At 38.8% G+C, this 21,699-nt stretch carries 23 protein-coding genes; 12 read left to right on the forward strand and 11 right to left on the reverse strand.

Annotated elements, in window-relative coordinates:
- Window positions 1–179 precede the first annotated feature (179 nt).
- Together LVD15_RS19385 and LVD15_RS19390 are read right to left on the reverse strand one after the other, a co-directional pair.
- Window positions 180–641 carry a KTSC domain-containing protein gene (locus tag LVD15_RS19385; protein ID WP_233776861.1) on the reverse strand — a complete coding sequence of 154 codons (462 nt, stop codon included), beginning with the start codon at window positions 639–641 and terminating at the stop codon, window positions 180–182.
- A 301-nt stretch (window positions 642–942) separates the two neighbouring features.
- Window positions 943–1,905: an alpha/beta fold hydrolase gene (locus LVD15_RS19390; protein WP_233776862.1), complete on the reverse strand. Its 963-nt coding sequence runs from the start codon at window positions 1,903–1,905 to the stop codon at window positions 943–945.
- Between the two features lie 112 nt (window positions 1,906–2,017).
- Between LVD15_RS19390 and LVD15_RS19395 the strand changes: the two genes are divergently transcribed.
- Both LVD15_RS19395 and LVD15_RS19400 read left to right on the forward strand, forming a co-directional pair.
- Window positions 2,018–2,350 (forward strand): winged helix-turn-helix transcriptional regulator, encoded by a 333-nt coding sequence (locus LVD15_RS19395; protein ID WP_233776863.1) that lies wholly within the window; start codon window positions 2,018–2,020, stop codon window positions 2,348–2,350.
- A 109-nt stretch (window positions 2,351–2,459) separates the two neighbouring features.
- On the forward strand, window positions 2,460–3,035 hold the full coding sequence (locus LVD15_RS19400) for a hypothetical protein (RefSeq protein ID WP_233776864.1): 576 nt from the start codon (window positions 2,460–2,462) through the stop codon (window positions 3,033–3,035).
- 86 nt (window positions 3,036–3,121) lie between these two features.
- Here the strand turns inward: LVD15_RS19400 and LVD15_RS19405 are convergent, their stop codons facing one another.
- Window positions 3,122–4,726 (reverse strand): hypothetical protein, encoded by a 1,605-nt coding sequence (locus LVD15_RS19405; RefSeq protein WP_233776865.1) that lies wholly within the window; start codon window positions 4,724–4,726, stop codon window positions 3,122–3,124.
- Between the two features lie 239 nt (window positions 4,727–4,965).
- On the opposite strand from LVD15_RS19405, the gene LVD15_RS19410 reads away from it, so the two are divergent.
- A complete protein-coding gene (locus LVD15_RS19410) occupies window positions 4,966–5,124 on the forward strand; it encodes a hypothetical protein (protein WP_233776866.1) in 159 nt (52 codons plus the stop codon).
- A gap of 1,432 nt (window positions 5,125–6,556) precedes the next feature.
- On the opposite strand, the gene LVD15_RS19415 is transcribed toward LVD15_RS19410, so the two are convergent.
- Window positions 6,557–6,694: a hypothetical protein gene (locus LVD15_RS19415; RefSeq protein ID WP_233776867.1), complete on the reverse strand. Its 138-nt coding sequence runs from the start codon at window positions 6,692–6,694 to the stop codon at window positions 6,557–6,559.
- 5 nt (window positions 6,695–6,699) lie between these two features.
- Window positions 6,700–7,578 carry an NADP-dependent oxidoreductase gene (locus LVD15_RS19420; protein ID WP_233776868.1) on the reverse strand — a complete coding sequence of 293 codons (879 nt, stop codon included), beginning with the start codon at window positions 7,576–7,578 and terminating at the stop codon, window positions 6,700–6,702.
- Window positions 7,579–7,790: 212 nt separating this feature from the next.
- Here LVD15_RS19420 and LVD15_RS19425 point away from each other — a divergent pair, with 212 nt between their 5' ends.
- Window positions 7,791–8,123 carry a winged helix-turn-helix transcriptional regulator gene (locus LVD15_RS19425; protein ID WP_233776869.1) on the forward strand — a complete coding sequence of 111 codons (333 nt, stop codon included), beginning with the start codon at window positions 7,791–7,793 and terminating at the stop codon, window positions 8,121–8,123.
- A 142-nt stretch (window positions 8,124–8,265) separates the two neighbouring features.
- On the opposite strand, the gene namA is transcribed toward LVD15_RS19425, so the two are convergent.
- Window positions 8,266–9,363, reverse strand: coding sequence for an NADPH dehydrogenase NamA (namA, locus tag LVD15_RS19430; RefSeq protein ID WP_233776870.1), 1,098 nt, complete (start codon window positions 9,361–9,363; stop codon window positions 8,266–8,268).
- A 301-nt stretch (window positions 9,364–9,664) separates the two neighbouring features.
- On the opposite strand from namA, the gene LVD15_RS19435 reads away from it, so the two are divergent.
- Window positions 9,665–11,395 carry a glycosyl hydrolase family 28-related protein gene (locus LVD15_RS19435; RefSeq protein WP_233776871.1) on the forward strand — a complete coding sequence of 577 codons (1,731 nt, stop codon included), beginning with the start codon at window positions 9,665–9,667 and terminating at the stop codon, window positions 11,393–11,395.
- A gap of 136 nt (window positions 11,396–11,531) precedes the next feature.
- On the opposite strand, the gene LVD15_RS19440 is transcribed toward LVD15_RS19435, so the two are convergent.
- Window positions 11,532–12,476 (reverse strand): ketopantoate reductase family protein, encoded by a 945-nt coding sequence (locus LVD15_RS19440; protein WP_233776872.1) that lies wholly within the window; start codon window positions 12,474–12,476, stop codon window positions 11,532–11,534.
- Window positions 12,477–12,798: 322 nt separating this feature from the next.
- Window positions 12,799–13,344, reverse strand: a complete 546-nt coding sequence (locus LVD15_RS19445) for a DUF2911 domain-containing protein (RefSeq protein WP_233776873.1) — start codon at window positions 13,342–13,344, stop codon at window positions 12,799–12,801.
- Between the two features lie 88 nt (window positions 13,345–13,432).
- On the opposite strand from LVD15_RS19445, the gene LVD15_RS19450 reads away from it, so the two are divergent.
- The gene (locus LVD15_RS19450; protein ID WP_233776874.1) at window positions 13,433–13,915 is read left to right on the forward strand and encodes a deoxycytidylate deaminase; all 483 of its coding nucleotides are present in this window, start codon (window positions 13,433–13,435) and stop codon (window positions 13,913–13,915) included.
- 21 nt (window positions 13,916–13,936) lie between these two features.
- On the opposite strand, the gene murB is transcribed toward LVD15_RS19450, so the two are convergent.
- Both murB and LVD15_RS19460 read right to left on the reverse strand, forming a co-directional pair.
- Window positions 13,937–14,956, reverse strand: a complete 1,020-nt coding sequence (gene murB / locus LVD15_RS19455) for a UDP-N-acetylmuramate dehydrogenase (RefSeq protein WP_233776875.1) — start codon at window positions 14,954–14,956, stop codon at window positions 13,937–13,939.
- A 72-nt stretch (window positions 14,957–15,028) separates the two neighbouring features.
- Window positions 15,029–15,775 (reverse strand): DeoR/GlpR family DNA-binding transcription regulator, encoded by a 747-nt coding sequence (locus LVD15_RS19460; RefSeq protein ID WP_233776876.1) that lies wholly within the window; start codon window positions 15,773–15,775, stop codon window positions 15,029–15,031.
- 98 nt (window positions 15,776–15,873) lie between these two features.
- Here LVD15_RS19460 and LVD15_RS19465 point away from each other — a divergent pair, with 98 nt between their 5' ends.
- From LVD15_RS19465 to LVD15_RS19475, 3 genes are all read left to right on the forward strand, one after another.
- The gene (locus tag LVD15_RS19465) at window positions 15,874–16,404 is read left to right on the forward strand and encodes a 5' nucleotidase, NT5C type (protein WP_233776877.1); all 531 of its coding nucleotides are present in this window, start codon (window positions 15,874–15,876) and stop codon (window positions 16,402–16,404) included.
- 5 nt (window positions 16,405–16,409) lie between these two features.
- Window positions 16,410–17,540, forward strand: coding sequence for an MFS transporter (locus LVD15_RS19470; protein WP_233776878.1), 1,131 nt, complete (start codon window positions 16,410–16,412; stop codon window positions 17,538–17,540).
- 166 nt (window positions 17,541–17,706) lie between these two features.
- Window positions 17,707–18,771 carry a Gmad2 immunoglobulin-like domain-containing protein gene (locus tag LVD15_RS19475; protein WP_233776879.1) on the forward strand — a complete coding sequence of 355 codons (1,065 nt, stop codon included), beginning with the start codon at window positions 17,707–17,709 and terminating at the stop codon, window positions 18,769–18,771.
- A gap of 2 nt (window positions 18,772–18,773) precedes the next feature.
- Here the strand turns inward: LVD15_RS19475 and LVD15_RS19480 are convergent, their stop codons facing one another.
- Window positions 18,774–19,289 (reverse strand): TlpA disulfide reductase family protein, encoded by a 516-nt coding sequence (locus LVD15_RS19480; RefSeq protein ID WP_233776880.1) that lies wholly within the window; start codon window positions 19,287–19,289, stop codon window positions 18,774–18,776.
- Between the two features lie 143 nt (window positions 19,290–19,432).
- On the opposite strand from LVD15_RS19480, the gene LVD15_RS19485 reads away from it, so the two are divergent.
- The 3 genes from LVD15_RS19485 (at window position 19,433) to LVD15_RS19495 (ending at window position 21,632) form a co-directional block, all read left to right on the forward strand.
- Window positions 19,433–19,777, forward strand: a complete 345-nt coding sequence (locus tag LVD15_RS19485; protein WP_233776881.1) for a hypothetical protein — start codon at window positions 19,433–19,435, stop codon at window positions 19,775–19,777.
- A gap of 134 nt (window positions 19,778–19,911) precedes the next feature.
- On the forward strand, window positions 19,912–20,967 hold the full coding sequence (locus tag LVD15_RS19490; protein ID WP_233776882.1) for a transporter: 1,056 nt from the start codon (window positions 19,912–19,914) through the stop codon (window positions 20,965–20,967).
- Window positions 20,968–21,110: 143 nt separating this feature from the next.
- Complete coding sequence (locus LVD15_RS19495) at window positions 21,111–21,632, forward strand: hypothetical protein (protein WP_233776883.1); 522 nt, start codon at window positions 21,111–21,113, stop codon at window positions 21,630–21,632.
- Window positions 21,633–21,699 lie beyond the last annotated feature (67 nt).

Consider the following 21,699-nt stretch of genomic DNA (forward strand, 5'->3'; position numbering starts at 1 on the left):
CATTATTTCTTTATATCCAAAGTTTAGACAGAGATGAATTGACAGTCTCCTCAATCGCAATTATATTGCAATTGCCATCTTAACGGGCATTTGTAAGCCCTTATCATAAAACTCAGCCCCGGTTCGTTCACCTTTATAAGTGTTGGCGCGTTGTTTTGAGTGGGTGTCATTAAGCCTTTCTAAGCAGCAGACTCTTCTTGCTTGGCGTCTTTTTTAGATTTTCTGTAAAGGAAAGAATGGAATATGTTGCGTTTAGCAAAACGATATGGGTTACTCGCATTGAGAAATTTATTAAAAACATTGCTGTTCACTCCAAAATACTCATAGGTAGAGCCGTCTGTAAAGCTCATTTCCAGCAGTAGCCCTTTATGCTTATATCCATCTATGCCAGATTCTGTGGTGGTTTTAGTGTAGGCATCCAGGTTGGCCTCTTTGGTTTCAGGAGCAATGCTAATTAGAAAGTGGTAAGCATCTATTATTTTTAGGCTCATCACTTTCGCTTCTTCAGCTTTTTCATCGCCCTCTTGAAATTTATCAGGATGCCACTCTTTTACGAGGTTGCGGTAGGTTTTTTTTAAGTCTTTCAGATCAATCGCTGAATCGATGTTAAACAACTTTTTGTATTCTTTGATACGCTTCATATGACCTTACTTAAAATGGAAGTGCGAAGCTACATATTAAAAATAAGATTCTATGATTTATTTTTCTTATTGCTAATTATCTCCGGTTTTTATTATCCTCTGGCGCAAGCATCCGTTTCTGCCAATAATAGATATTTTCCCACTGTATAGGTGAAACTGAAGACTTTATAATAGTTCTCACGGCATACTAATAGACTGAAAAATAAGTGTTTTTTGTAGCTTCAAGATTGAATTAAAATAACAAGCGCACTACCTGTGTTGCGTGCTTGTTATTTTTAATTCGCTAAGTCTGATCTTTCAATCAGGGTTTTTCAGTAGTAGAGAAAAAAGGTAGCAAATGCTTTAATAATTGTTCTGGCTGTTCTTCAGCAGGGAAGTGGCCACTATTAGTTATAATTACAGAGGTAACATTAGTTGCCAGCAATTGCCATTCTTGTTCCACAATAGGACCGCAGGCTAAGTCTCCGGCAAACGTAAAGACAGGCATAGAAAGTTTAGTTTTCATATGTGCTCTAATTTGTGGTATAGTGGTGTCTATGCTGCGGTAATATTCAAAACTCGCCTTTAATGTTCCTGGCTTTTTACGCAATAGTTCAATGTAAAAATCTCGTGCATATTTATCTATTGCATCTGGGTGACCACTTTTGCTTTCAAATTGATAACCAAAATAAAGGGCTTCCCTTCCTTCTACAAGTCGTTCATTAATTTCTAAAGCACGATTAAAGTTAAAGTGCCATAGAAAATCACTCGTAGTCCTATCGTCAGAAATAAGCGCTGGCGAAGGGGAGGCTCCCGGAATCATACCTTCTCCTATTGCCAGTTTTAAAACTCTATTAGGCTCCATTGCAGCCAGAGCATAACCTACCATAACACCAATATCATGTCCTACGTAAAAAAATTGGGAATGTCCTAGCTGGTCCATTAAGGTTAACATATCATTGGCTAAAGTATCTACATCAAAACCGCTGTCAGGTCTTCCGGAAAGCCCAAAGCCTCTGGGATCTACCGTAATAACGGTAAAGTACTTACTTAAAGGGAGCATTAAATGGCGCCAGGCATACCAGTTTTCTGGCCAGCCGGCATGGAGTAGCAATGGAGTGCCTTGTCCACCAATAACTGCATGTATGCTTAGATTGCCAATATTGATATAATGGCTGTCAAATGTTTTTGTGAAATCAGTAGGCAAGTAGGGTACGTTGTGTACACTACCATATTCATTACTTGATATGGTGGTTTCGTGATTGTTCGGGTTTGTTGAATTCATTGTATTGTCTTTTATGATTTTATTTGTGCAAAATAAACCAGGTGCTTACTTTTGTACAAGTACTTACTTAAAAGTGAGGTACTAACATAAAAGTTAAAAACGTTGAAAATCAATGAGTAAGGAACGAAAAAAAATTACGCCATCTGATGATCATTGTCCAGTAAAGGCTTCTCTAAATATTTTGGGAGGTAAATGGTCACTGATTATTTTATATCAAATAAATGAACGGGTTATAAGGTATGGTGAGCTAAAAAGAGCCATTCCGGGAATTTCAGAAAAAATGTTAATTCAAGAGTTGAATAATCTTGTTAAAAATGGACTTGTTAATAAAAAGGCTTATCCGGAGATCCCCCCAAGAGTAGAGTATACTTTAACAAAGTCTGGTTATAAAACGCTTCCTATTATTGAGGCCTTAGCAGTTTTTGGTGAAGAAAATTTATTGTAAAAATGAACTTGGAATCTAATTGCACTAATCGTATGAAATTGTAGTTGGGGAAAAGCATACAAATGTCTGGTCTGTTGGTTAGCTTAGGCACTAATATCAAATGAAAATCATGGACTATTGGATTGACGATAGGCAATTGACGGTGTTAACACAAGATTCACTTCTCTTTGGTTCGTATCCCAAAAAGAAGTTGAATGAGTATAAGCTTAAGCTAGATCAAGGAGCCATTCCCATAGAACTCATGGGGTTTAGATTGGATTACATAAAATATATAGAAACGCAACATGATAATTCCAAAATAAAGTTTGAACTCGGAAGGAGGTCTAAAGAAACTATAGAATTTCGCTCAAGTCAACTGAAGCAAGAAGTATTAGATAAAATCATAGAAACTCGGCCTAACTTTATTGAAATCAGACCGCGAACATCAAAAATGTGGTTAACTTATTTTCTGGTCACAGCTTATATTGTTGCTGTTTTCTATTGTATGACTAGTGGCCATGGGGATTTTAGAGGTGGTGCAACACCATCAGCTCAAGCCATAGGGTACATTATGACTTGGTTTTCGAACACATTTTCTAAAGAATTGGTCTTAGCTGTTGGAATGGTGCTGATAATATGGAGAACTGTTATTTTAATTTTAAATCTCAGGAAAATTCCTAAGACGCTTAGATTGAAACAAAAATAATGATCCTGATATTTTCCCCACCTCAAAATCCCAAATAGAAGACTCTGAGTAGGGGAATGCTTGTTGTTGAAATGATTGTATGTCAGCTACTTTATATTAACTCTTAAAAGAACATCTTCTTTCTTCTTTTTATAAACTTCTACAATAAACTGGTCATCGTTAGGCTGCATCACTCTGGAGGGGGTAAGTTGGTATACCCTCATACCGTTCACATCTTCCGTATTGAATAGGTTAACGCGCTTCATATTACCTGTGGCGTCATCTATAGTGTAATCAGTGAGCAGGCCTACACCTTTATTCCCGATGATGTGGGGTACTTCATTGCCTTGTAAGTCTTCATTTTCAATATTATCTAAAAACACGAAATGATGCCTTCCTCCTTGGCGAAAATATTTGTATGACATGCTGCCTGCATTGTTATAATCGCTTTGCCTTTTAGGTATTTTATTGATCCACACAAGCTGGCCGTCAGGTGAAATTTTAGTGGCCAGAATATCATTGTAGTTATAAATAGTGTAGGTATGAGAGCGTCCATTAATGTTAGAGGTGAAGGTGTTTGCAGAAAATTGTTCTCCTACCATAATAATACTGCCATCTTCTAAAAGGTCTGCATGATCAAAATACAGGTTACTAAGTGAGGCTTTCTGATCTTCCTTTTTATCTTTTTTTATGTTTTTCCTGGCAGCCCGATCAGATAAATTCTTATTGATAAGCTCCAGGCTGATTTCATAGGTGTTAGAGTCGAAAATTTGGCCGTCTTTCCTTACCTTACACACAAAAATGCCATCGGCATCGCGCATGGCTTCTCCTTCATTGTAAAAGCCTGCACAAAGCATAAAATCATCTGAAGCTTCAAAAATGTTCAATGTGTTTATAAACTTATCCTGAAGTGAGATAGGTGTTTTGTTTACTCCTTCGCTATTGGCATGTACTGTAAGTAGCTCAATATGATAATTAGGTGAATCTTTATTTGATCTTTTGCTATCTGTGGTTTCATCGTTATATACCATGGCTAGCACATAGGCATTGCCATCTTTATCTACTGAATAGTCAAGATTATTCATCATTTTTTCAGTGTACGGCATGGTTACTTCTTTGCTCCAAATAGGGTTGAAATATCTGCCAAAAACATGCATTCCTATAATGTCGTGGCTTTTCTTGTCACTTTTAAATTCAGGTACTTTTCTGTATTGAATCATAAGCTTGGAGCCATCATAGGAATCAAGAAAATTAAATTTATTGGTTACAACTACCCGCATGCCTTTCCGTATCATGTCGCCGGATATTTTACCCGGTACAGCAAGAAGTTTATTAGTTTCTTTATTTAAGGTGCCATTAGCAAAATCTATTTCTCTGTAAAAGAGCTGGTCTAATTTTTTGCTACCATCCCATTCTGAATAAAAAAGATAGAATCCACCATTGTGTTCACCTATCCATTCTATGGCTGCATTTCGAGGTAAGTCTTTATATTCATGCTGAGATTTGAATTTTAGATTTTTATCAAACTTTTGAATAAAGATCATTTGTCCGTCAATTTTCACAGTCATGACTTCATCTCTATCATGGAAGTAAAGCTTGGTATGGGCATCAATTACCCGGTAGGGCGGGCCTACGGTTATATCTGCTTTTTGAGCCTTTAAGCTACTGTATAAGAAGCAACAAAAAAGGAAAACTAGAATTCTGTATTTCATCTGTATAAAAATAACTTTTAGCATTCATCCTGATGTAGGTATCGGGATTGTGCTCTTTTTATCTTAAAAAATTGAAGTGGTTAATTTAATAAATATTCAAAGTTAAATTTTATTTCTTTGGAAATAACCATGTGATTATCTGGAGTCAGTATTTAAGCGGGTTTGAGGTGCTAAATTCATTTGCTGGTTGCCTTATTATGGAATAAATTGCCAGCTCATTTTATAAACAATAATATTTCATGAAGCATTTTTTCTTAGTTGGCTGTCTGTTTTTACTTTTTGCCTGTGGCTCTGATGATAATGAATCTAAAGGGGTATCTGGTACTGTTATTTTTGATGGTAAAGAATACAGGATTGCACGTGGGTTAGCAGGAGAGGGTAGTCATACCGAGACCTAACATTTGTTTCAACTGTACCACTAGAATTGACATAATCTACTCCCTAAAATCCAGGGTCTTCTCGACGAAAGGAGACATCTATGTATTCATCTAGGATAGGCTTTTCAAATATCTGCTTGCTTGGTTAATTCACTGTCTGCATTCCATAGCTGAGGTTCTTTACTTTTTTACAATCGATCAAAAAAGTAACAAAAAACTCTTTCTTGCTGTGAGGTCTTCCGCTCGCTGAAACATTTCATGGTCATGAACTGCCACTAAGGACTTGAGAAAAGCCTGTTTTTCAATCCTATTTCACTTCACGACGGTACAGCAAGATAACGTACTTACAATAAAACTGGTTATTGCGAACGAAACGAAGTGTAGTAAAGCAATCTCGAAGTTGCTTTTCCAGTCAGGCGAGATACAGTATTTCATAGCTTCAAGATTACTTCGTCATATCTTCCTCGTAATTACCAGATAGGGAAGGTGAAGATCACACCCACCGAGTCACACTGAGCCCCGTCGAAGTGTAGACGATCGGTACTGATTTATGATTTAATTACATCTCAACTGTGTTGAGTTTTTCATATTACCTACAAATTACTTATACTGTCATTGGTACGAAAGGAGACATCTATGTATTCATCTAGGATGGGCTTTTCAAGCATCTGCTGGCTAGGTTAATCCACTTTCTACATTCCATAGCTGAGGTTCTTTACTTTTTTGCAATCGATCAAAAAAGTAACAAAAAACTCTTTCTTGCTGTGAGGTCTTCCGCTCACTGAAACATTTCATGGTTATGAACTGCCACTAAGGACTTGAGAAAAGCCTGTTTTTCAATCCTATTTCATCGCATGACTGTACAGCAAGATGGAACCGCAGTCGAGTCACATTGAGCCGTGTCGAAATGTAGACGATCGGTACTGATTCATACTCTACTTCCTAAAAATCAGGGTCATGTCTACGAAAGGAGGGATCTATGTATTTATCCAGCATAGTCTTTTCAAACATCTGCTGGCTAGGTTAATCCACTTTCTACATTCCATAGCTAAGGTTCCTTACTTTTTTGCAATCGATCAAAAAAGTAACAAAAAGCTCTTTCTTGCTGTGAGGTCTTCCGCTCACTGAAGCATTTTATAGTTATAAACTGCCACTAAGGACTTGAGAAAAGCTTGTTTTTCAATATTATTTCACCTCACGACGGTACAGCAAGATAACGTACTTACAATAAAACTGGTTATTGCAAACGAAACGAAGTGTAGTGAAGCAATCTCGAACTTGATTCTACAGTTCTTTGCGCGCTGCATCTCATAGGTTCGAGATTACTTTATCATACCTGCCTTGTAATTATCAGATAGGGGGAAGGGCATGACCTCTACCGAGTCAGTTCGTCAAGAGGCGCTCATGCTATTTGGTCTAATTGTAAACGGCCAAAAATGTCATGCAGTTAATGTCAGTCTACTTTTATAATGAGTTTTTTGCCACTATGACTGCCATCAAAAAGGGTTTGAAAGGTTTCAGGAAGCTGGTCAAAACCATCGACAAACTCTTCCTGATATTTGATTTTTCCATTCTGCACTAATGGCGTCATCTCTTCTAAAATTCAGGCATTTTATCCATAACATAGGGCGTAGCAAATGCTTTAATACTAAGAAAACGGTAATGGATAATGGTGATAAGCCTTGGTAGATAGTTAGTTCCTTCTGGCAATGTGGTGTCGTTATAATCTGCAATGGTGCCGCAAAGTGTCATCTTTGCATTTTCATTAAAATGCTCCATTAAAACAGGGAAAATGGGGCCACCCACATTTTCGTAGAAGGCATCAATTCCGTTTGGTAATGCCTTCTTTACCTGATCTTCAAAATCATTAGCCTTATAATCTATGGCTTCATCTAAGCCAAGTGTGTTTTTTAAATAGGCCACTTTTTCGGCACCACCGGCCACGCCCACCACACGGTAGCCACGCAGTTTACCTAGCTGAGCAGCTATGGAGCCCACAGAGCCTGCCGCACCAGTAACAACTAAGGTGCCGCCAGGCTTAAAATCATGGAGCTTGGTCATGCCGTACCAGGCAGTAAAACCATTAAGCCCGAGCGGACCTAGAGCGGTGGACAGTGGTGCTACCTTAGCATCTAGCTTGCGAAGGTCTGAACCATCAGAAATGGCGTAATCCTGCCAGCCAGACCAAGTCTGTACATAATCGCCGATTTTAAAATTCTCATTATTGCTTTTTTTTACCACAGCTATCGTTGGGCCCTGCATTACATCATCTATATCGATAGTGGGCCACTCCGAAGAGCCATTACCCATAAGATTTCGCTGATAAGGCTCTACGGAGATCATAGTGTTCTTAAACAACACTTCGCCGCTGTTAAGCGCAGGTATTTCGCTAACTATCTTTTCAAAGTCGCTGAGTTTAGCATTGCCTACCGGACGTTGCTTTAAAATAATTTGTCTGTTTTTGGAATGTGTCATCTTTATTGTTTTTAACTGAGCGACAAAACTAAAAGATGGAAGTGTTTTATATAAACTAAGTAACTAAAAGTTACTGTAACAAAAAAGTAACCTAGTTACGTTTGGAGGTAAAATTCTTTTTCAATTATTATTAGGAGTTTAGGAGGTGTTTGTTTCCTTTGTATGGTCAGTAACAAAAGGAAACTTATACTGAAAGGTAATTTTAATAAACTATGGAAGAGCAGGATCAAAAGATTAAGGCGGTTCATGATGCCATGGACATATTAAATGGGAAGTGGAAAATATCAGTCATTTCATCGATTTGTTATCATAGCTCAAGGAGGTTTTCTGAGATTCTTAATGACGTGAAAGGCATATCTAATAAAATGCTAAGTAAAGAATTGAAGGAATTGGAAAAGAACGAATTAGTAACGCGTACCGTGTTAGATACCCAGCCTATTACAGTGGAATATAAGTTGACCGACTATGGCCAAAGCTTACGAACCATTATTGATCACCTTTCTGACTGGGGCATGGCACATCGTAAAAAGAGTATGTATAAATAGGGGTGTAGCTATATCTTCTGTGGATACTGTCATTTTCTTAGTTATTTCGCGCCTAATCCAGTAAATGATGGCGCATCGTTTTCAGCGCCTGCCACAGTAAAATAATACCTCACTAAATACTGAATTAGTGAGGTATTATTGTTTATTTCCATTCACCATGATTGGGATAGGCTCTTTCATATTGTTTTGGCCAGGTTGTTTCATGCTCATCATCTAAAATATGTGCTGCATATAGTGGGAAATTAGGGTTTCTCAGGCTTTCTCTACCGATAAAGATGAGGTCGGCATGTTCTTCCTGTAAGATCTTTTCTGCTTGCTCAGGTGTGGTGATCAGCCCTACAGTACCAGTAGGTACGTTGGCCTGGCTTCTTATAGACGAAGAGAAAGGTACTTGATAACCCGGTTCTACAGGAATATTAGCCAATGTATTTCCTGCCGTTGAAACATCAATTAGGTGAACTCCCAGTTGTTTTAAAATTTCAGAGAATTTTACTGAATCACTTATCTGCCAGCCATCATCTACCCAGTCTGTAGCAGATATTCTTACCATAAGAGGCTTCTCTTTACCCCAAATTTCTTTTATAGCATTTACTATTTCTACTATGAGGCGTATTCTGTTTTCAAAACTCCCACCATAATTATCCGTTCGGCTATTGCTTAAAGGAGAGTAAAACTGGTGTAATAAATAGCCATGACCGGCATGTAGTTCAATAACATCATAATTAGCGGCTATAGCCCTATGTGTAGCGGCTTTGAAATCATTAATAACTTGTTGAATTTCTGATAAGGACATTTCATGGGGTAGAGGCTCATTTTCGGAAAATGGAATGGGGCTCGGCGCAATGGGCTGCCATCCATTGGTTTGATCCTTGTTAATATTTTTTCCTCCTTCCCAAGGTCTTTCTTTGCTTGCTTTTCGGCCCGCATGAGCTAATTGGATTCCTATTTTACTGCCATGTTGATGTACAAAATCCACTATGTTTTTTAAAGGAGGTATATGATCATCTTTCCAAAGACCGAGGTCGGCATGGGTAATTCTTCCTTCAGGTGATACTGCTGTGGCTTCTTGGATGATTAAACCGGCACCACCAACTGCTCTGGCTCCTAAATGAACCAAGTGCCAGTTATTGGCAAAGCCATCCACAGCTGAATATTGGCACATAGGAGAAATGACAATTCGGTTTTTTAAAGTGATGTTTCCTAATTGATATGAACTCAATAATTTGCTTTTTGTATCCATTATATTGTTTTATTATTCTATTAACAGTGCAAAGGTGCTTGAAAGCTGCTACTTATGAAATGAACTAGATAAGATTCTCTATTTTTTCGTTTATTTCTGATTTTAAATTAGAATTTTGGAGTCATATTTAATTAGAAAGCCAGATCATATTGAGCATATGCCTATCTGCCTGACTGAAAAACTCAATCAATGAAAGTACATTGAAAATAGCCCAAATCTCTCTCATTAATGCATGTTTAATTCATTCTTACTATCTTATAATACAATTATTATTTCATGTAAATAAAACAAGAAATAGATTATGAGGTATTTAGTAAGTCTGGTGTTGGCTCTGTTTTGTGTTACGGCTGTAGCTCAAACTACTTTTTTGAATGTTAAAACGTTGGGTGCTTATGGGGATGGCACTCATAATGATTACACGGTGCTTCAAGATGCTGTGGATAGCGCGGCGTCCATTGGAGCAACGGTGTTCTTTCCGGTGGGCAATTATAAAATTGATCAAACGCTGGTGATCCCTGCCGGGGTGTCATTAGTAGGGGCGGGGAGAGGCCTTACGGCTACCGGAACTCCCGCTTTGGGCTCTATCATAATTAATTCTGGCACTGCAGTAACCTTGAGTGTAAGAGGTACCAATGTGGCTATCACTGATATGGTGATTTATGATGATAACAATGCAGGGGCAGCTGGCGGCATAGAGCTGTTGGGTGATGGCAAAATAGTAGAAGGAGTGGTGCTAAGGCAGGTGCTTATTTCAGGGTTTACTGATGGGGTGGCGCTAAAGTTAAAAGCCATTAATTCTGGCGGGCTTACCTATTGTTCTTTTTATGATGTGCGTATTCGCTATGGAGCTACGGGGGTAAAGATAGAAGAGGAGGCAGGTTCTTTCGTAAATTCAAACTCCTTTTATCATGGAGCTATTTCTGGTGATGGTTTTGATTATGGTATACGTGTTTCAGGAGGAAATAATAATGTTTTTAATGGTACGGTGGTAGAACCTTACTCTTCTGCTTATGGGCATTTGGTAGTAGAGAAAGGTGAGTTTACGGGGGCTCACATCCGGATTGAAGGCAGTAATCAGTCGGACACCATACCGCTGGTGGAGTTTAAAGCGGGCACAAGAAATAGCTATGTTACCGGAATTTATTCTGGTGGTCTCACCATAGATAATGGTGATAATTACGTGGGCTTTCGGGCAGCAAAATCTTTCTCTCAGCAGCTGGGTAGGAATAATTTGTATCAAAATGCCGCTTTTTATGGTGTTAAAAACGGGCAAGTGCCGTATTGGCAAATGTCAGGAGTTGATACCGTGATGGAAGTGAGTGACGTATGGCGAAAAAACATGAAAGTATTGCAGGTAGAAGTAGCGGCTGGAGCCTCAGGCTATCTCCGGCCTGATCCTATTTACCTGCCTGAATATGAATCTTCACCAGCCTATCAGCAGGTGAATTTTGGAGCTTTTATAAAGACTGACGTGAGTAATTTTGTGACTACTACCAGCCGTTCTCCTTCCGGATTGGTTACTGGCGGCTACCACCCTGGCGACGGTCAGTGGCATTCTATTGGCATGACCAGCCTGGTAGATACCACACAATCATATGACCCAAAGTTCTATTTTAATAATACTACAGGGGCTAAGCAATCTTTTTATATAACGGCTCCTGCTTTGAGTTTTGGTTACGCACAGCCGCAAACAGATCATTACCTTACTGCTAATGGAGGGGTGGTGAATGGCACTATCACTTACGGTTTGGGGCAGAGCTACCAGTTGTCTGGTGGTTTTCTGGTGCTGCCGGGGGAGGGAAATATCTTTACCATTACAGGTGCGGCATCCATTACCCGTATTAATCACCTGACGGCTGATCGTATGCCGGCTGGCACTATGATTACTTTGCTTTTAGATTCAGGAGCTACCCTGGTGAAAAGTGCTTATCTCAAACTCGTAACTTCTTATACTGCCAGTGCTAATGGTTCTATTACTTTGGTTTCTATGGGAGACGGCACCTGGAGGGAGATATCTAGGGCGGGTAGTTGACAAGCTCAGTCGGTCTCAAGTCAGTAGAAAGTCTACGCTTCGAGATCCTCAATGTGACTTTATTTCTGTTAATAGTACACAACTAGAGGTCATGCTAAGTAACTCGAAGCATAGACCGACTTTTTTGCTTAAGCTCTTAATGTTCTTGGTAAGCTACTCCCTTTTCTTTGTAACCGAAAAATTCAGCTATTTTACGGTAGTTTGGAGCTGCTACTTCTAAACGATCAGCAATTTTCACAATATCAAAAATCAATTGCTCACGCTCATCAGGTTTGCCTGCTGCCAGGTCCTTTTGCAGAGATGCTGTAAATTCATCAGCCAAATGATTAAGGATCTTTAAGTTTTCTTCTATCAGATCATAGTCATTAGTAAAATGTGCTGCCTCTTTAATTTCATCTAGTTCTGCCAGGAGTGCTTTAAACTGCTCATTATACTCCTTGTTTTCCCTCATATCCTTAGCGTTAGCATTATGGAATGAGCCTACTGCAGCAAAGGCAGAGGTGAAGCATAGTTTTCTGAAAATGGCACTGTATATATCAGAAGCGTAGGTAACGTTAATGTCACTGCTGGTAAGGTCATTTTCCAGTTGTATCAGGGCAGGGAAATCAGTTTTTTCTTTCCCGCTAAAGCCATATACGATTCTAAAAATCTGATTGTTTTGGGTGATTTCACCTGGGGCCGAGATGTATCCTGTTACATAAATACAGCCATCACTTATTTTTCTATTAGGAATTTCTTCTCTAAGAATGTTACCCGCTTCCATGGCATTGAGTATAGGAATGATGATGGTGTTTTCATCACTTGCTTTTTCTACTGTGGAAGCTATATCTTTGAGGCTGTAAGCTTTTACACAGATGAAAATAACGTCATAAGGTTGGTTATCCAGCTCTTCTGCTGAAATAGCTTTAATGTTTTTGATGGAGTTGGTTTCGCCGGTATAACTATGAATGATTAGTCCGTTATTTTTAATATTTTCAAGATGCTTTCCTCTGGCCACCAGTGTTACATCATGGTTTGTTTTTGCTAAATAACCACCAATCAGTCCCCCGGTACCTCCAGCACCTACAATTAAATATTTCATAATTCTAATCTATTTTTTTTGTTAGTCTGTTAGGGTACTAAGTTACTTGATCTAGAGTTATGATAGGGTGTAATTTAGCCTCTATCTTTAAAATAAAGCCGTTTTTGGGATTTTAGGAGTTATTTTTTGAACTGAAAATTGTCTCTATTTTGGGCGAGTGGTTTACATAAAATTTGGTCATTTTATGTAATGGTAATAGTATAGGAGGTGGATTGTGTGGAAGTGTAATGAAAGAGGATGTTGAAACTAATCTTTATAAAATTATATTTCGAGATCCTCTTTAAGTCTTGAGTGAGTAAGTTTTTAATGAATAAGCAGGTGATTATTCATTATCAATAAAAGTGATAGGTATCTCTACTTTGGTTTTGTCCCACATCATTGCCAGTTTGGCTTTTTCATTGCTTTGTTCAAAGGCCATGGTAAAGGGCTCCCAGGTTACGCCCGGCTTCACATTTAAGGTGGGCACTTCAAATCGAAGGACATCTGCCTGCGGGTTATAATTATAGGCTCCCCATTGGCCTAGTTCTCCATTAATAATGATGGTCCATTTATCAGAGCTAGGAATAGTGAAAATGGAGTAAGTGCCAGCCTTCAAAGTATCAGTTTCGTTAATAAGCAGATCTCCGGTAAGGGTTATTTCTGTGGCTTCGTTAGCTCCGGTTCTCCACACCTGGCCGTAAGGAACTAACGTGCCGAATATTGTTCTATTTCTCTTGTGAGGTTGTGAGTAGGTCACTTTTACGTAAGTGTCTTCATACTTCATGGTAATGATGGCCGTGGGGCTGGGGCGTGGGGTAATGGCCTCTTGGGCAAAAAGACAGTAAGAAAGTAACGATAAGATAAGTGTGAATAAGGGTTTTGATTTCATAATTTTGTCAGCGATTTCTTTTATTAATGGTTAAATATAGTCAACTTTCCATCAAATACTATACCGCTAAAAATTAGGATTTTAAACGATGAACAAACCAGAGTTTGACGATATATTCATGGAGTTGGCAGTGAATCTGGCCAAAAGATCGCATTGTATTAAGCGTCATGTAGGCGCAGTACTAACCAAGGATACGAGAATAATATCTATTGGTTATAATGGACCTCCGGCAGGCACGCATAATTGTGACCTGGAATGGCCTGAGCAGGGCTGCCCCAGAGATTCAAAAGGAGGCTGCTCACTAGCTATCCATGCGGAGCAAAATGCCCTTTTATATGCTGTGAAAAACAAAACGGAAGTGAAAGGAGCCACTATGTACGTAACCCTGGCGCCTTGCCTCGCGTGTGCCAGAATTATTTATACTATGGGAGTGGAGCGAGTGATTTTCCTCAACTCTTATGCTGAATATAAAGGCATTAAAAGTGATGAAGGGGTGGACTTTCTGGTGAAATTTGGTGTGAAAGTGGAGCGATACAAAGGAAGTATAGCAGCGGTTACTGAGATGATCTAAGCTCAGTAACCATAATTTCTTTTAGATAATATTGACTTCTGGGTGCAGCTCTATACCGAACTTTTTCACTACAGAAGCTTGTATTTCCTGAGCCAGGGCCCAAATGTCGTTACCATTACCTCCGCCATAGTTAACTAATACCAGGGCCTGCTTTTTATGTACGCCAATATTGCCATTGGTGTATCCCTTCCAGCCCGCTTGCTCTATGAGCCAGCCTGCAGGCACTTTTACTTCATTATCAGGCAGTTCATACCCGGGTATGTTTGGGTAATCTACTTTTAGGCTTTCAAAATCTATATTGGTAATGGTTGGGTTTTTAAAGAAGCTGCCGCTGTTGCCTATCTCTTTTGGATCTGGCAGTTTGCTTTGTCGGATAGAAATTACCGCCTGGCTTACATCCTGAATAGTAGGTGACTTGATCTTTAGCTCTTCCAGCATGCTTTTTATAGCACCATATTCTATATGCAGCTGATGGTCTTTTTTGCTGAGCTTGAAGGTAACATGAGCAATAATATATTTGCCTTTAAGGTTCCTTTTAAAAACACTTTCTCTATAACCGAACTGACATTGCTCTTTGTTAAAGGTTTCAATTTCGCCGGTTTCTATATTTACAGCTTCCAGTGACTCAAATATTTCTTTGATTTCAATGCCATAGGCGCCAATGTTTTGCATAGGAGCGGCACCTACTGTTCCGGGTATCAGTGATAGGTTTTCTGTACCACCCCAGTTTTGTTCTATAGCATAAGTAACGAAATGATGCCATACTTCACCAGCACCAACTTTTATAAGAACAAAGTCATCCGTTTCTTCTACTATAGTTTTGCCAGTAATCGTGTTTTTTATGGTGAGGCCATCAAAATCCTGAGTTAGTAGAATATTGCTGCCACCACCCAAAATTAACAATGGATTTGACTTCGCTTCTTCTGTTTTTAAGGTTTCCTGTAATTCTTTTATAGAATTTACTTCAGTGTAAAGCCTGGTTTTGGCTTCCAGCCCGAAGGTGTTATAAGGTTTGAGGGATATATCTTTATGAAATTGCATGTAATGCGAATTACGCAATTATTAGGGAATAAAAAAGCCCTCCTTTTTAGAAAATATGCTTTTATGCTTTATTTAAAGCACCTCAATACCCAATTGATGAAAAGCCGTTAGTTTTTGATCTTCATGGTTACTGGTAATAATGGTGCTGATTTTATCTACACCACACACAAAATAAGGCTCAGCCGTATCCAGCTTTTTGGGAGTGGCTAGTGCAATAGTCTGCAAAGATGATTCAGTCATTACCTTTTTTACTTTGCTTTCTTCATAATTAGGAGCGGTAACACCATGCTCATGATGCAGGCTGCAAATACCAAGAAAACACAGGTCAGCTCTAATATCTTTGAAGAAATTAATGGTGTCATAGCCTGTGGTAACAAAGGCCTCGTTAAATAGCTGGCCTCCTGCAAAAAGCACTTTTATGTTTTTGCGATCTTTTAAAATAGTAACCACCGGAAAGCTGTTGGTAGCTACTGTAATGTGCAGGTCATCTGGCAGCATATGGGCGATGGCCAGGGTAGAAGTGCCTCCGTCAAATATTACCGTTTGCCCGTTATGAAACAGTGGAATGGCTTTTTTTGCAATTAGTTGCTTGGCTTCTGAGTCATAATCAAGCCGGTCCATGAAGTTATGCGGGTTGGTGGAGTGGGCTATAGCACCGCCACGTACCGCCTTTAATTGGCCTTGAGAGTCTAATTCTTTAATATCTCTCCTTATAGTATCAATAGATACTTCTAATAAAGTGCTGAGCTGGTCCAGATACACTTTGTGGTGCAGGTTCAGTTCTTTTAGAATGTGCTGAAATCTCTCTTCCTTTAGCATGATTTGCGATTTTCAGCAAAATAAGAAATTAAATTGCAATATGTTGCAATTTATATTTAATTTTGATGCAAAATATTGCAAATATAAATAGTGAGATAATGAGAAAGTCTATAGCGATAGATATGGATCATGTGTTGGCGGATATAGAACAGCAGATGATAAAATGGTATTCTGATAAATATGGCGTGCAGGTGGAGGCAGAAACCTTAAAAGGCAAACCTGAGCAAGAGGCGTTTCCTGACAGAGAGAAGTTGAGAGACCTACTATTTATGCCTGGTTTTTTTAGGACAGCAGCTGTCATAGAAGGAGGTATAGAAGCAGTAAAACAGTTATCAGAAGATTTTGAAGTGTACATTGTTTCTGCGGCTATGGAGTTTCCTCAGTCGTTAGCAGAAAAGAAGGAATGGCTTACCGAGCATTTTCCATTTATTAGCTGGAAGAACATTGTTTTTTGCGGTGATAAAGGTATTATTGACACCGATTTCATGATTGATGATCACATGAAGAATCTAAATCATTGTAAAGGTCGCGGTATACTTTTTACGGCGAACCATAATGCGAATATAGACTATGATGTACGGGTTAATAACTGGAAAGAAGCTTGTGATTACCTGTACCAAAACAGATAGACTGATTGAATAATCTACAAAAATCCAGGATAGGCATTGGCGCTATATTTTTTGCATATGGCTTATGCTTTGCCAGTTGGGCGTCACGTATTCCCAGCATACAGCAGGCTATGGAGCTGTCAGATTCAGCACTTGGTATGGTGCTGTTTTCTTTGCCTATAGGTTCATTAATTTCCTTGCCGCTTTCAGGGTATCTGGTTGCTCGCTATGGAAGTAAAATAGTAGTTATCATTTCAGGGAGCATCTATGTTTTTGCATTAACAGGCATAGGCTTGGCTCCTAATCTTTTTACCTTAATACCCGTGCTGGTCTCATTTGGTTTGGTGGGTAATACTCTTAATATAGCCATTAATACCCAGGCGGTGAGCCTGGAAAGCAAGTATGGTAGAAATATCCTGGCAACCTTTCATGGTATGTGGAGCTTGGCAGGGTTTGCCGGAGCCGCCATTGGAGCATATATGATATCTGACAGTATAGTGCCAAAATACCATTTTATGGTGGTGTGGGCATTGGCTTTGCCTATATTTCTTTTCAGTTTCCGGTTTTTATTAGCTGAAGATGCCGCAGATAATGAGCCTAAGCCCATTTTTGCATGGCCAGAGAAGTCTTTATTGTTACTTGGTGTAATTGCCTTTTGCTCTATGATTAGCGAAGGAGCTATGTTTGACTGGAGTGGCGTGTATTTAAAAAAAGTGGTGCAAGTGAAGCAAGATTGGGTAGGTCTGGGATACACTGCTTTTATGGTGGCTATGGCTACTACCAGACTGGTGGCTGATAAGCTTACGCATCATTTTGGAGTGAATAAAATGCTTAAGCTAAGCGGACTGTTTACAGGCATAGGGCTACTGATTGTAGTTACATATCCTAAGTTTATCATCTCTGTTATTGGTCTTTTAATAGTGGGAATAGGTGTTTCTTCCGTAGTGCCTTTGGTTTATAGTGTGGCCGGAAAAACTAAGCAGATGTCATCTAGCGCGGCATTGGCCTCAGTCTCTACTTTTGGTTTTCTGGGCTTTTTGGTAGGTCCACCAGTGATCGGCCTTATTTCCGGAGCCTCCAGCTTGAGAGTGGCTTTTACCATACTCTCATTAATGGGGATTATAATAGGTTTTTTGGCTCAAAAGCTTTCTAAATAATAATGGTATTATATATGCATAAATCAGAGGTATAGGCTAAATACCTGTGTGATATGCTTAAAAAAAGCTTGTATAAGGACATATAGCAGGGATAGATGGAAGAGGATAAGAAGTTAATATAGCAATACCTCGCAGGTATGTGAATTTTAATACACATATTAAATAGATGATAAAGCAAATAGGTATTTTCGTTATTGTGGTACTGCTGATTTTATGGAGATGTACTAATCCTAATAAGCAACAATCTGACCCAGAGAGCAATGTAATGGCAACAACCATTGCCAATCAGGAAGAGCAGAAGGCAGACAATAATGAAATAGAATGGATTGATTATACTACTACTAAATTTCATTTTACACTGGAAGTGCCTGACAACTGGAAGGTAGAAGACACCAAAAATAGCAGAGGTTTAAGTGTAGTGACTTTATTTAGTTCGGCCTATGATCTGGTGGCCAAGCCTCCTTTTGACTTTATTGAATATCCTAAAATCACGTACATTACTATGCACCCTGACGGAGGAAGTCATCCGGAGCCTTTGGGTAGTAAAATCAATTTGCAGGGTTGGAATAAAGATCTTCCTGTAGATTTTCAATTGAATAGAGATTCTTCTTTAGTATATATTCTTAATGATGGTGAGCCCTGGGCTTATCTGTTAAAGCCTTCTAATCCTCCGAAGGGGTGGAGTGATAGCGGCTTTATATTTGTTCATTTAGGAGTATCTGATTTTTCAGCCCGCTGTTTTGATAATACGGGAAAGCCAAAACCCATATCGGCCTATGACATGTCTGCCGGCGATAAAATGACTTATTATGGTGAAGTGAAAGATGAGGAGAAAGAAACCGTACAGCATATCATGAATTCACTTTACTTTTTTAACGGGAGAGGCACCAGGCAAGATATTAGTCAGCTCATCAAGGCGGACTGGCCTCAGCCTAATGATACGATATCCTCACCAGTAACAGTGAAAGGTAAGGCCAGAGGATATTGGTATTTTGAAGGCAGCTTCCCGGTTTTGCTCAAAAATGAAGAGCAGAAAGTACTACAGGAAAAGGTTGCTACAGCCAAGAGCAAATGGATGACTAAAAAATGGGTGCCATTTGAAATTACTATTGACTATGATCAACCTAATCATAAAAATGGATTTTTGGTGCTAAAGAAGGCTAATGCTTCTGGTAAGCCTGAAAATGACCGGCATTTATCTATTCCTGTGGTATTTGCCTCACAAGAATAGTGTCAGATAGGCATCTTTTCTTTTTTTCCGGAAGAGATGATTAACCTCATATTCTCTTTGCTATCCCACTCACGAGCACCCGTTTCACTAAAGCTCAGCTCACCATCTTGAGATACAATGAAAGTAGTGGGTAAACCTTTAATATCCAGCTGCTCCAGAGGCATATCTAGTTTGGCAAAAGTAACGTCATACTCATGAGTTTTAAGGAATTTTCTGATTTGCCCCAGCGGCTCATTAGATACCAATAAAAATTCCACATCTTTTTCTTCGAGTGCTTTTTTTGCATTTTCTAAGGAAGGCATTTCTTTGATACATGGCGTGCACCAGGTAGCCCAAAAATTGATCACCAAAGTTTTTCCTTTATACTGGGTAAGGTCTATCTTGTCGCCTTCAATAGTTTTTAGTTTTATGCCTTCTAAAATATTGTCTGGCTCAGAGTCTGAGGTTTCTGTGCTGGCACCAGAACAAGAAATTATAGCCAATACGATTACTAACAGTATAAACGGTTTTAAATACATATCATTACTCTTTTAATACCATAACAAAAGGAATAAGCTACTGTTATTCTCAAAATGTTTTTGAAACGGATGTTTTGTCTTAGCTTCGCAACTTATTATTACAGATGGAATTGAGGCGGTTTTTAGCAGTAGCTTTTGTATGCATGTATTTTGTTGGTTTGTTAGAGCCAATTGCTCCTTATATTGAGTTTGAAATCAATAAAGGATACATTCAGGAGGTGCTTTGTATCAATAAAAATGAACCTATTACAGTTTGTGGAGGTAAGTGCTACCTCTCCAAGCAGCTAAAGAAAGTCGCCGAAAAAAGTAAACAACCCACTTCTGGTAGTTTCAAAATAAACCTCAATACTTATCCTATTGGTTTTGTGCAGATTTTAAATTTTGAGTTTAAAGCTTTTACAAGCAGTCAGGATGCGCAATGTCTGTATATTGAAAACTATTCTTTTCAGCCTCAATATCAGGTATTTCATCCTCCAATGTTTTCCTGAGTTTCTTTCTTAAAGCTTATATCAAGCGACAAACAAGTCTAATTTATTAAAATCAATTTGAAGATTATTGAAGGGTAATACCATTGCCCTGTTATAATAACTACTGCATTTCTGTGGTAGGAAAATAATGTATTATGAAAAAAATATTTATTTCAATGGCCTTGGTGATACTAGGGTTACAGTTTGGTCACGCACAAGAAAAAGTAAGTTTACCTAATGCTCATGCTCCACTAGGGGTGATGGGAGATCACGCTCACAATAAAGGGGAGTGGATGGTTTCTTATCGTTATATGCACATGACCATGGATGGCAATAGAAATGGCACCGATGATTTGGATGATAGCTTTATTGCTACCACCGTACCTAATCGATTTTCAGGTATGGACATGATGCCACCTACGTTGAGAGTTGTGCCTCAGGATATGACTATGGATATGCACATGCTTGGCGTTATGTATGCGCCTACAGATAAACTCACGCTCATGGCTATGGTGCCTTATGTGGTGCGCGATATGACTTTAACTACTTACCAAGGAGGTATGGGTTCGGAAGTGCTGGGTAATTTTAATACGTCAAGCTCAGGCTTGGGAGATGTTAAAATATCAGGTATTTACAAAATCACATCCGCTTTTAGAGGTACTTTGGGAGTAAGTATACCTACAGGTTCAGTTGAGGAAACCGATGAAGTACTAACACCCATGAATATGCGCAATGAAATGAGATTACCTTATGCTATGCAAAACGGCACTGGCACTTGGGATCTTTTGCCTGGCTTAACTTATAGTAAAAGTAGCGAGCAGACCGGATATGGAGTGCAAGCAAAAGCCATTTTGCCTTTAGCGGATAATTCTGAAGGTTATAAAAGAGGCAATAGAGTAGAAGCCACTGCCTGGGGAAGTTATAATATAAAGCGCTGGGTGAGCTTTTCTCTAAGAGCACAGTATGCTCATGAAGCCGATATTGATGGTATAGATGATGAAATAATGGCTCCTGTACAAACCGCAAATCCTGATTATTATGGCGGATCATGGATTAATGGTTTTACCGGTTTAAATTTCATTGGTCAATCAGGCATAGTGAAAAATCATAGGCTAGCCGTTGAGTGGGGAGCACCGTTCTATCAGGATCTAAATGGCCCGCAAATGAAAGCTAAAAGTACTTTGATCATCGGGTGGCAATATGCCTTTTGATTAGCTTTAAAGAACGGTTTCTTTAGCACGAATACCTTTGCCTTTAAATAATCAACCATAAATCAATTATTTTTATTAAAATACTGTTATTAATAGCGATTTGGCTTATTATCAACTAGATTTATCGTTTAAGTATTTATACAATGAAAAATAATATTTTATTAATCTTTCTAGCTAGCCTGTTCTTTGCCGCTTGTGGTAGTGATTCAGATTCAGGCGATGATGATATGTATACCGGAAGAGAGCTTACGTACACTTTGTATCAAGCCTCTGATTACCCTACCCATGGGACAGTTGTTTTTAAAGAATTATCAAACGGAAGAGTAGAAGCAGTAGTGCATTTAGATGGTACTGAAGGTGAAGCTACACACCCTGCTCACTTACATTTTGGTAATATAGAAACAGAAAATGCCGTAGTGGCCGCTAACTTTAATGATGTATCTGCTGAGAACGGTGGAAGCACCACTGTGGTGAATACGTTGACAGATAATAGTGAATTTACTTTTGATGATATTGAGAACTTTAATGGTTCAGTGAAAATACATTTGTCAGCTACTGGTGAAGGTGAAAAGGTGATCTTAGCTGCAGGTAATATAGGAACGAATAAAACTACTACCATACTTCAAAATGGTAGAGCAAAAGTGGCTATTTGTACTAATGAATAAGTCTTTATAGTGCGCTTTGCAACTGTAATTTATTAATAAAAGAAAGGCCGTTCAAATCATTTGAACG

It is taken from the genome of Fulvivirga maritima (genome assembly GCF_021389955.1).
In the GTDB taxonomy this organism is placed as follows: Bacteria; Bacteroidota; Bacteroidia; order Cytophagales; family Cyclobacteriaceae; genus Fulvivirga; species Fulvivirga maritima.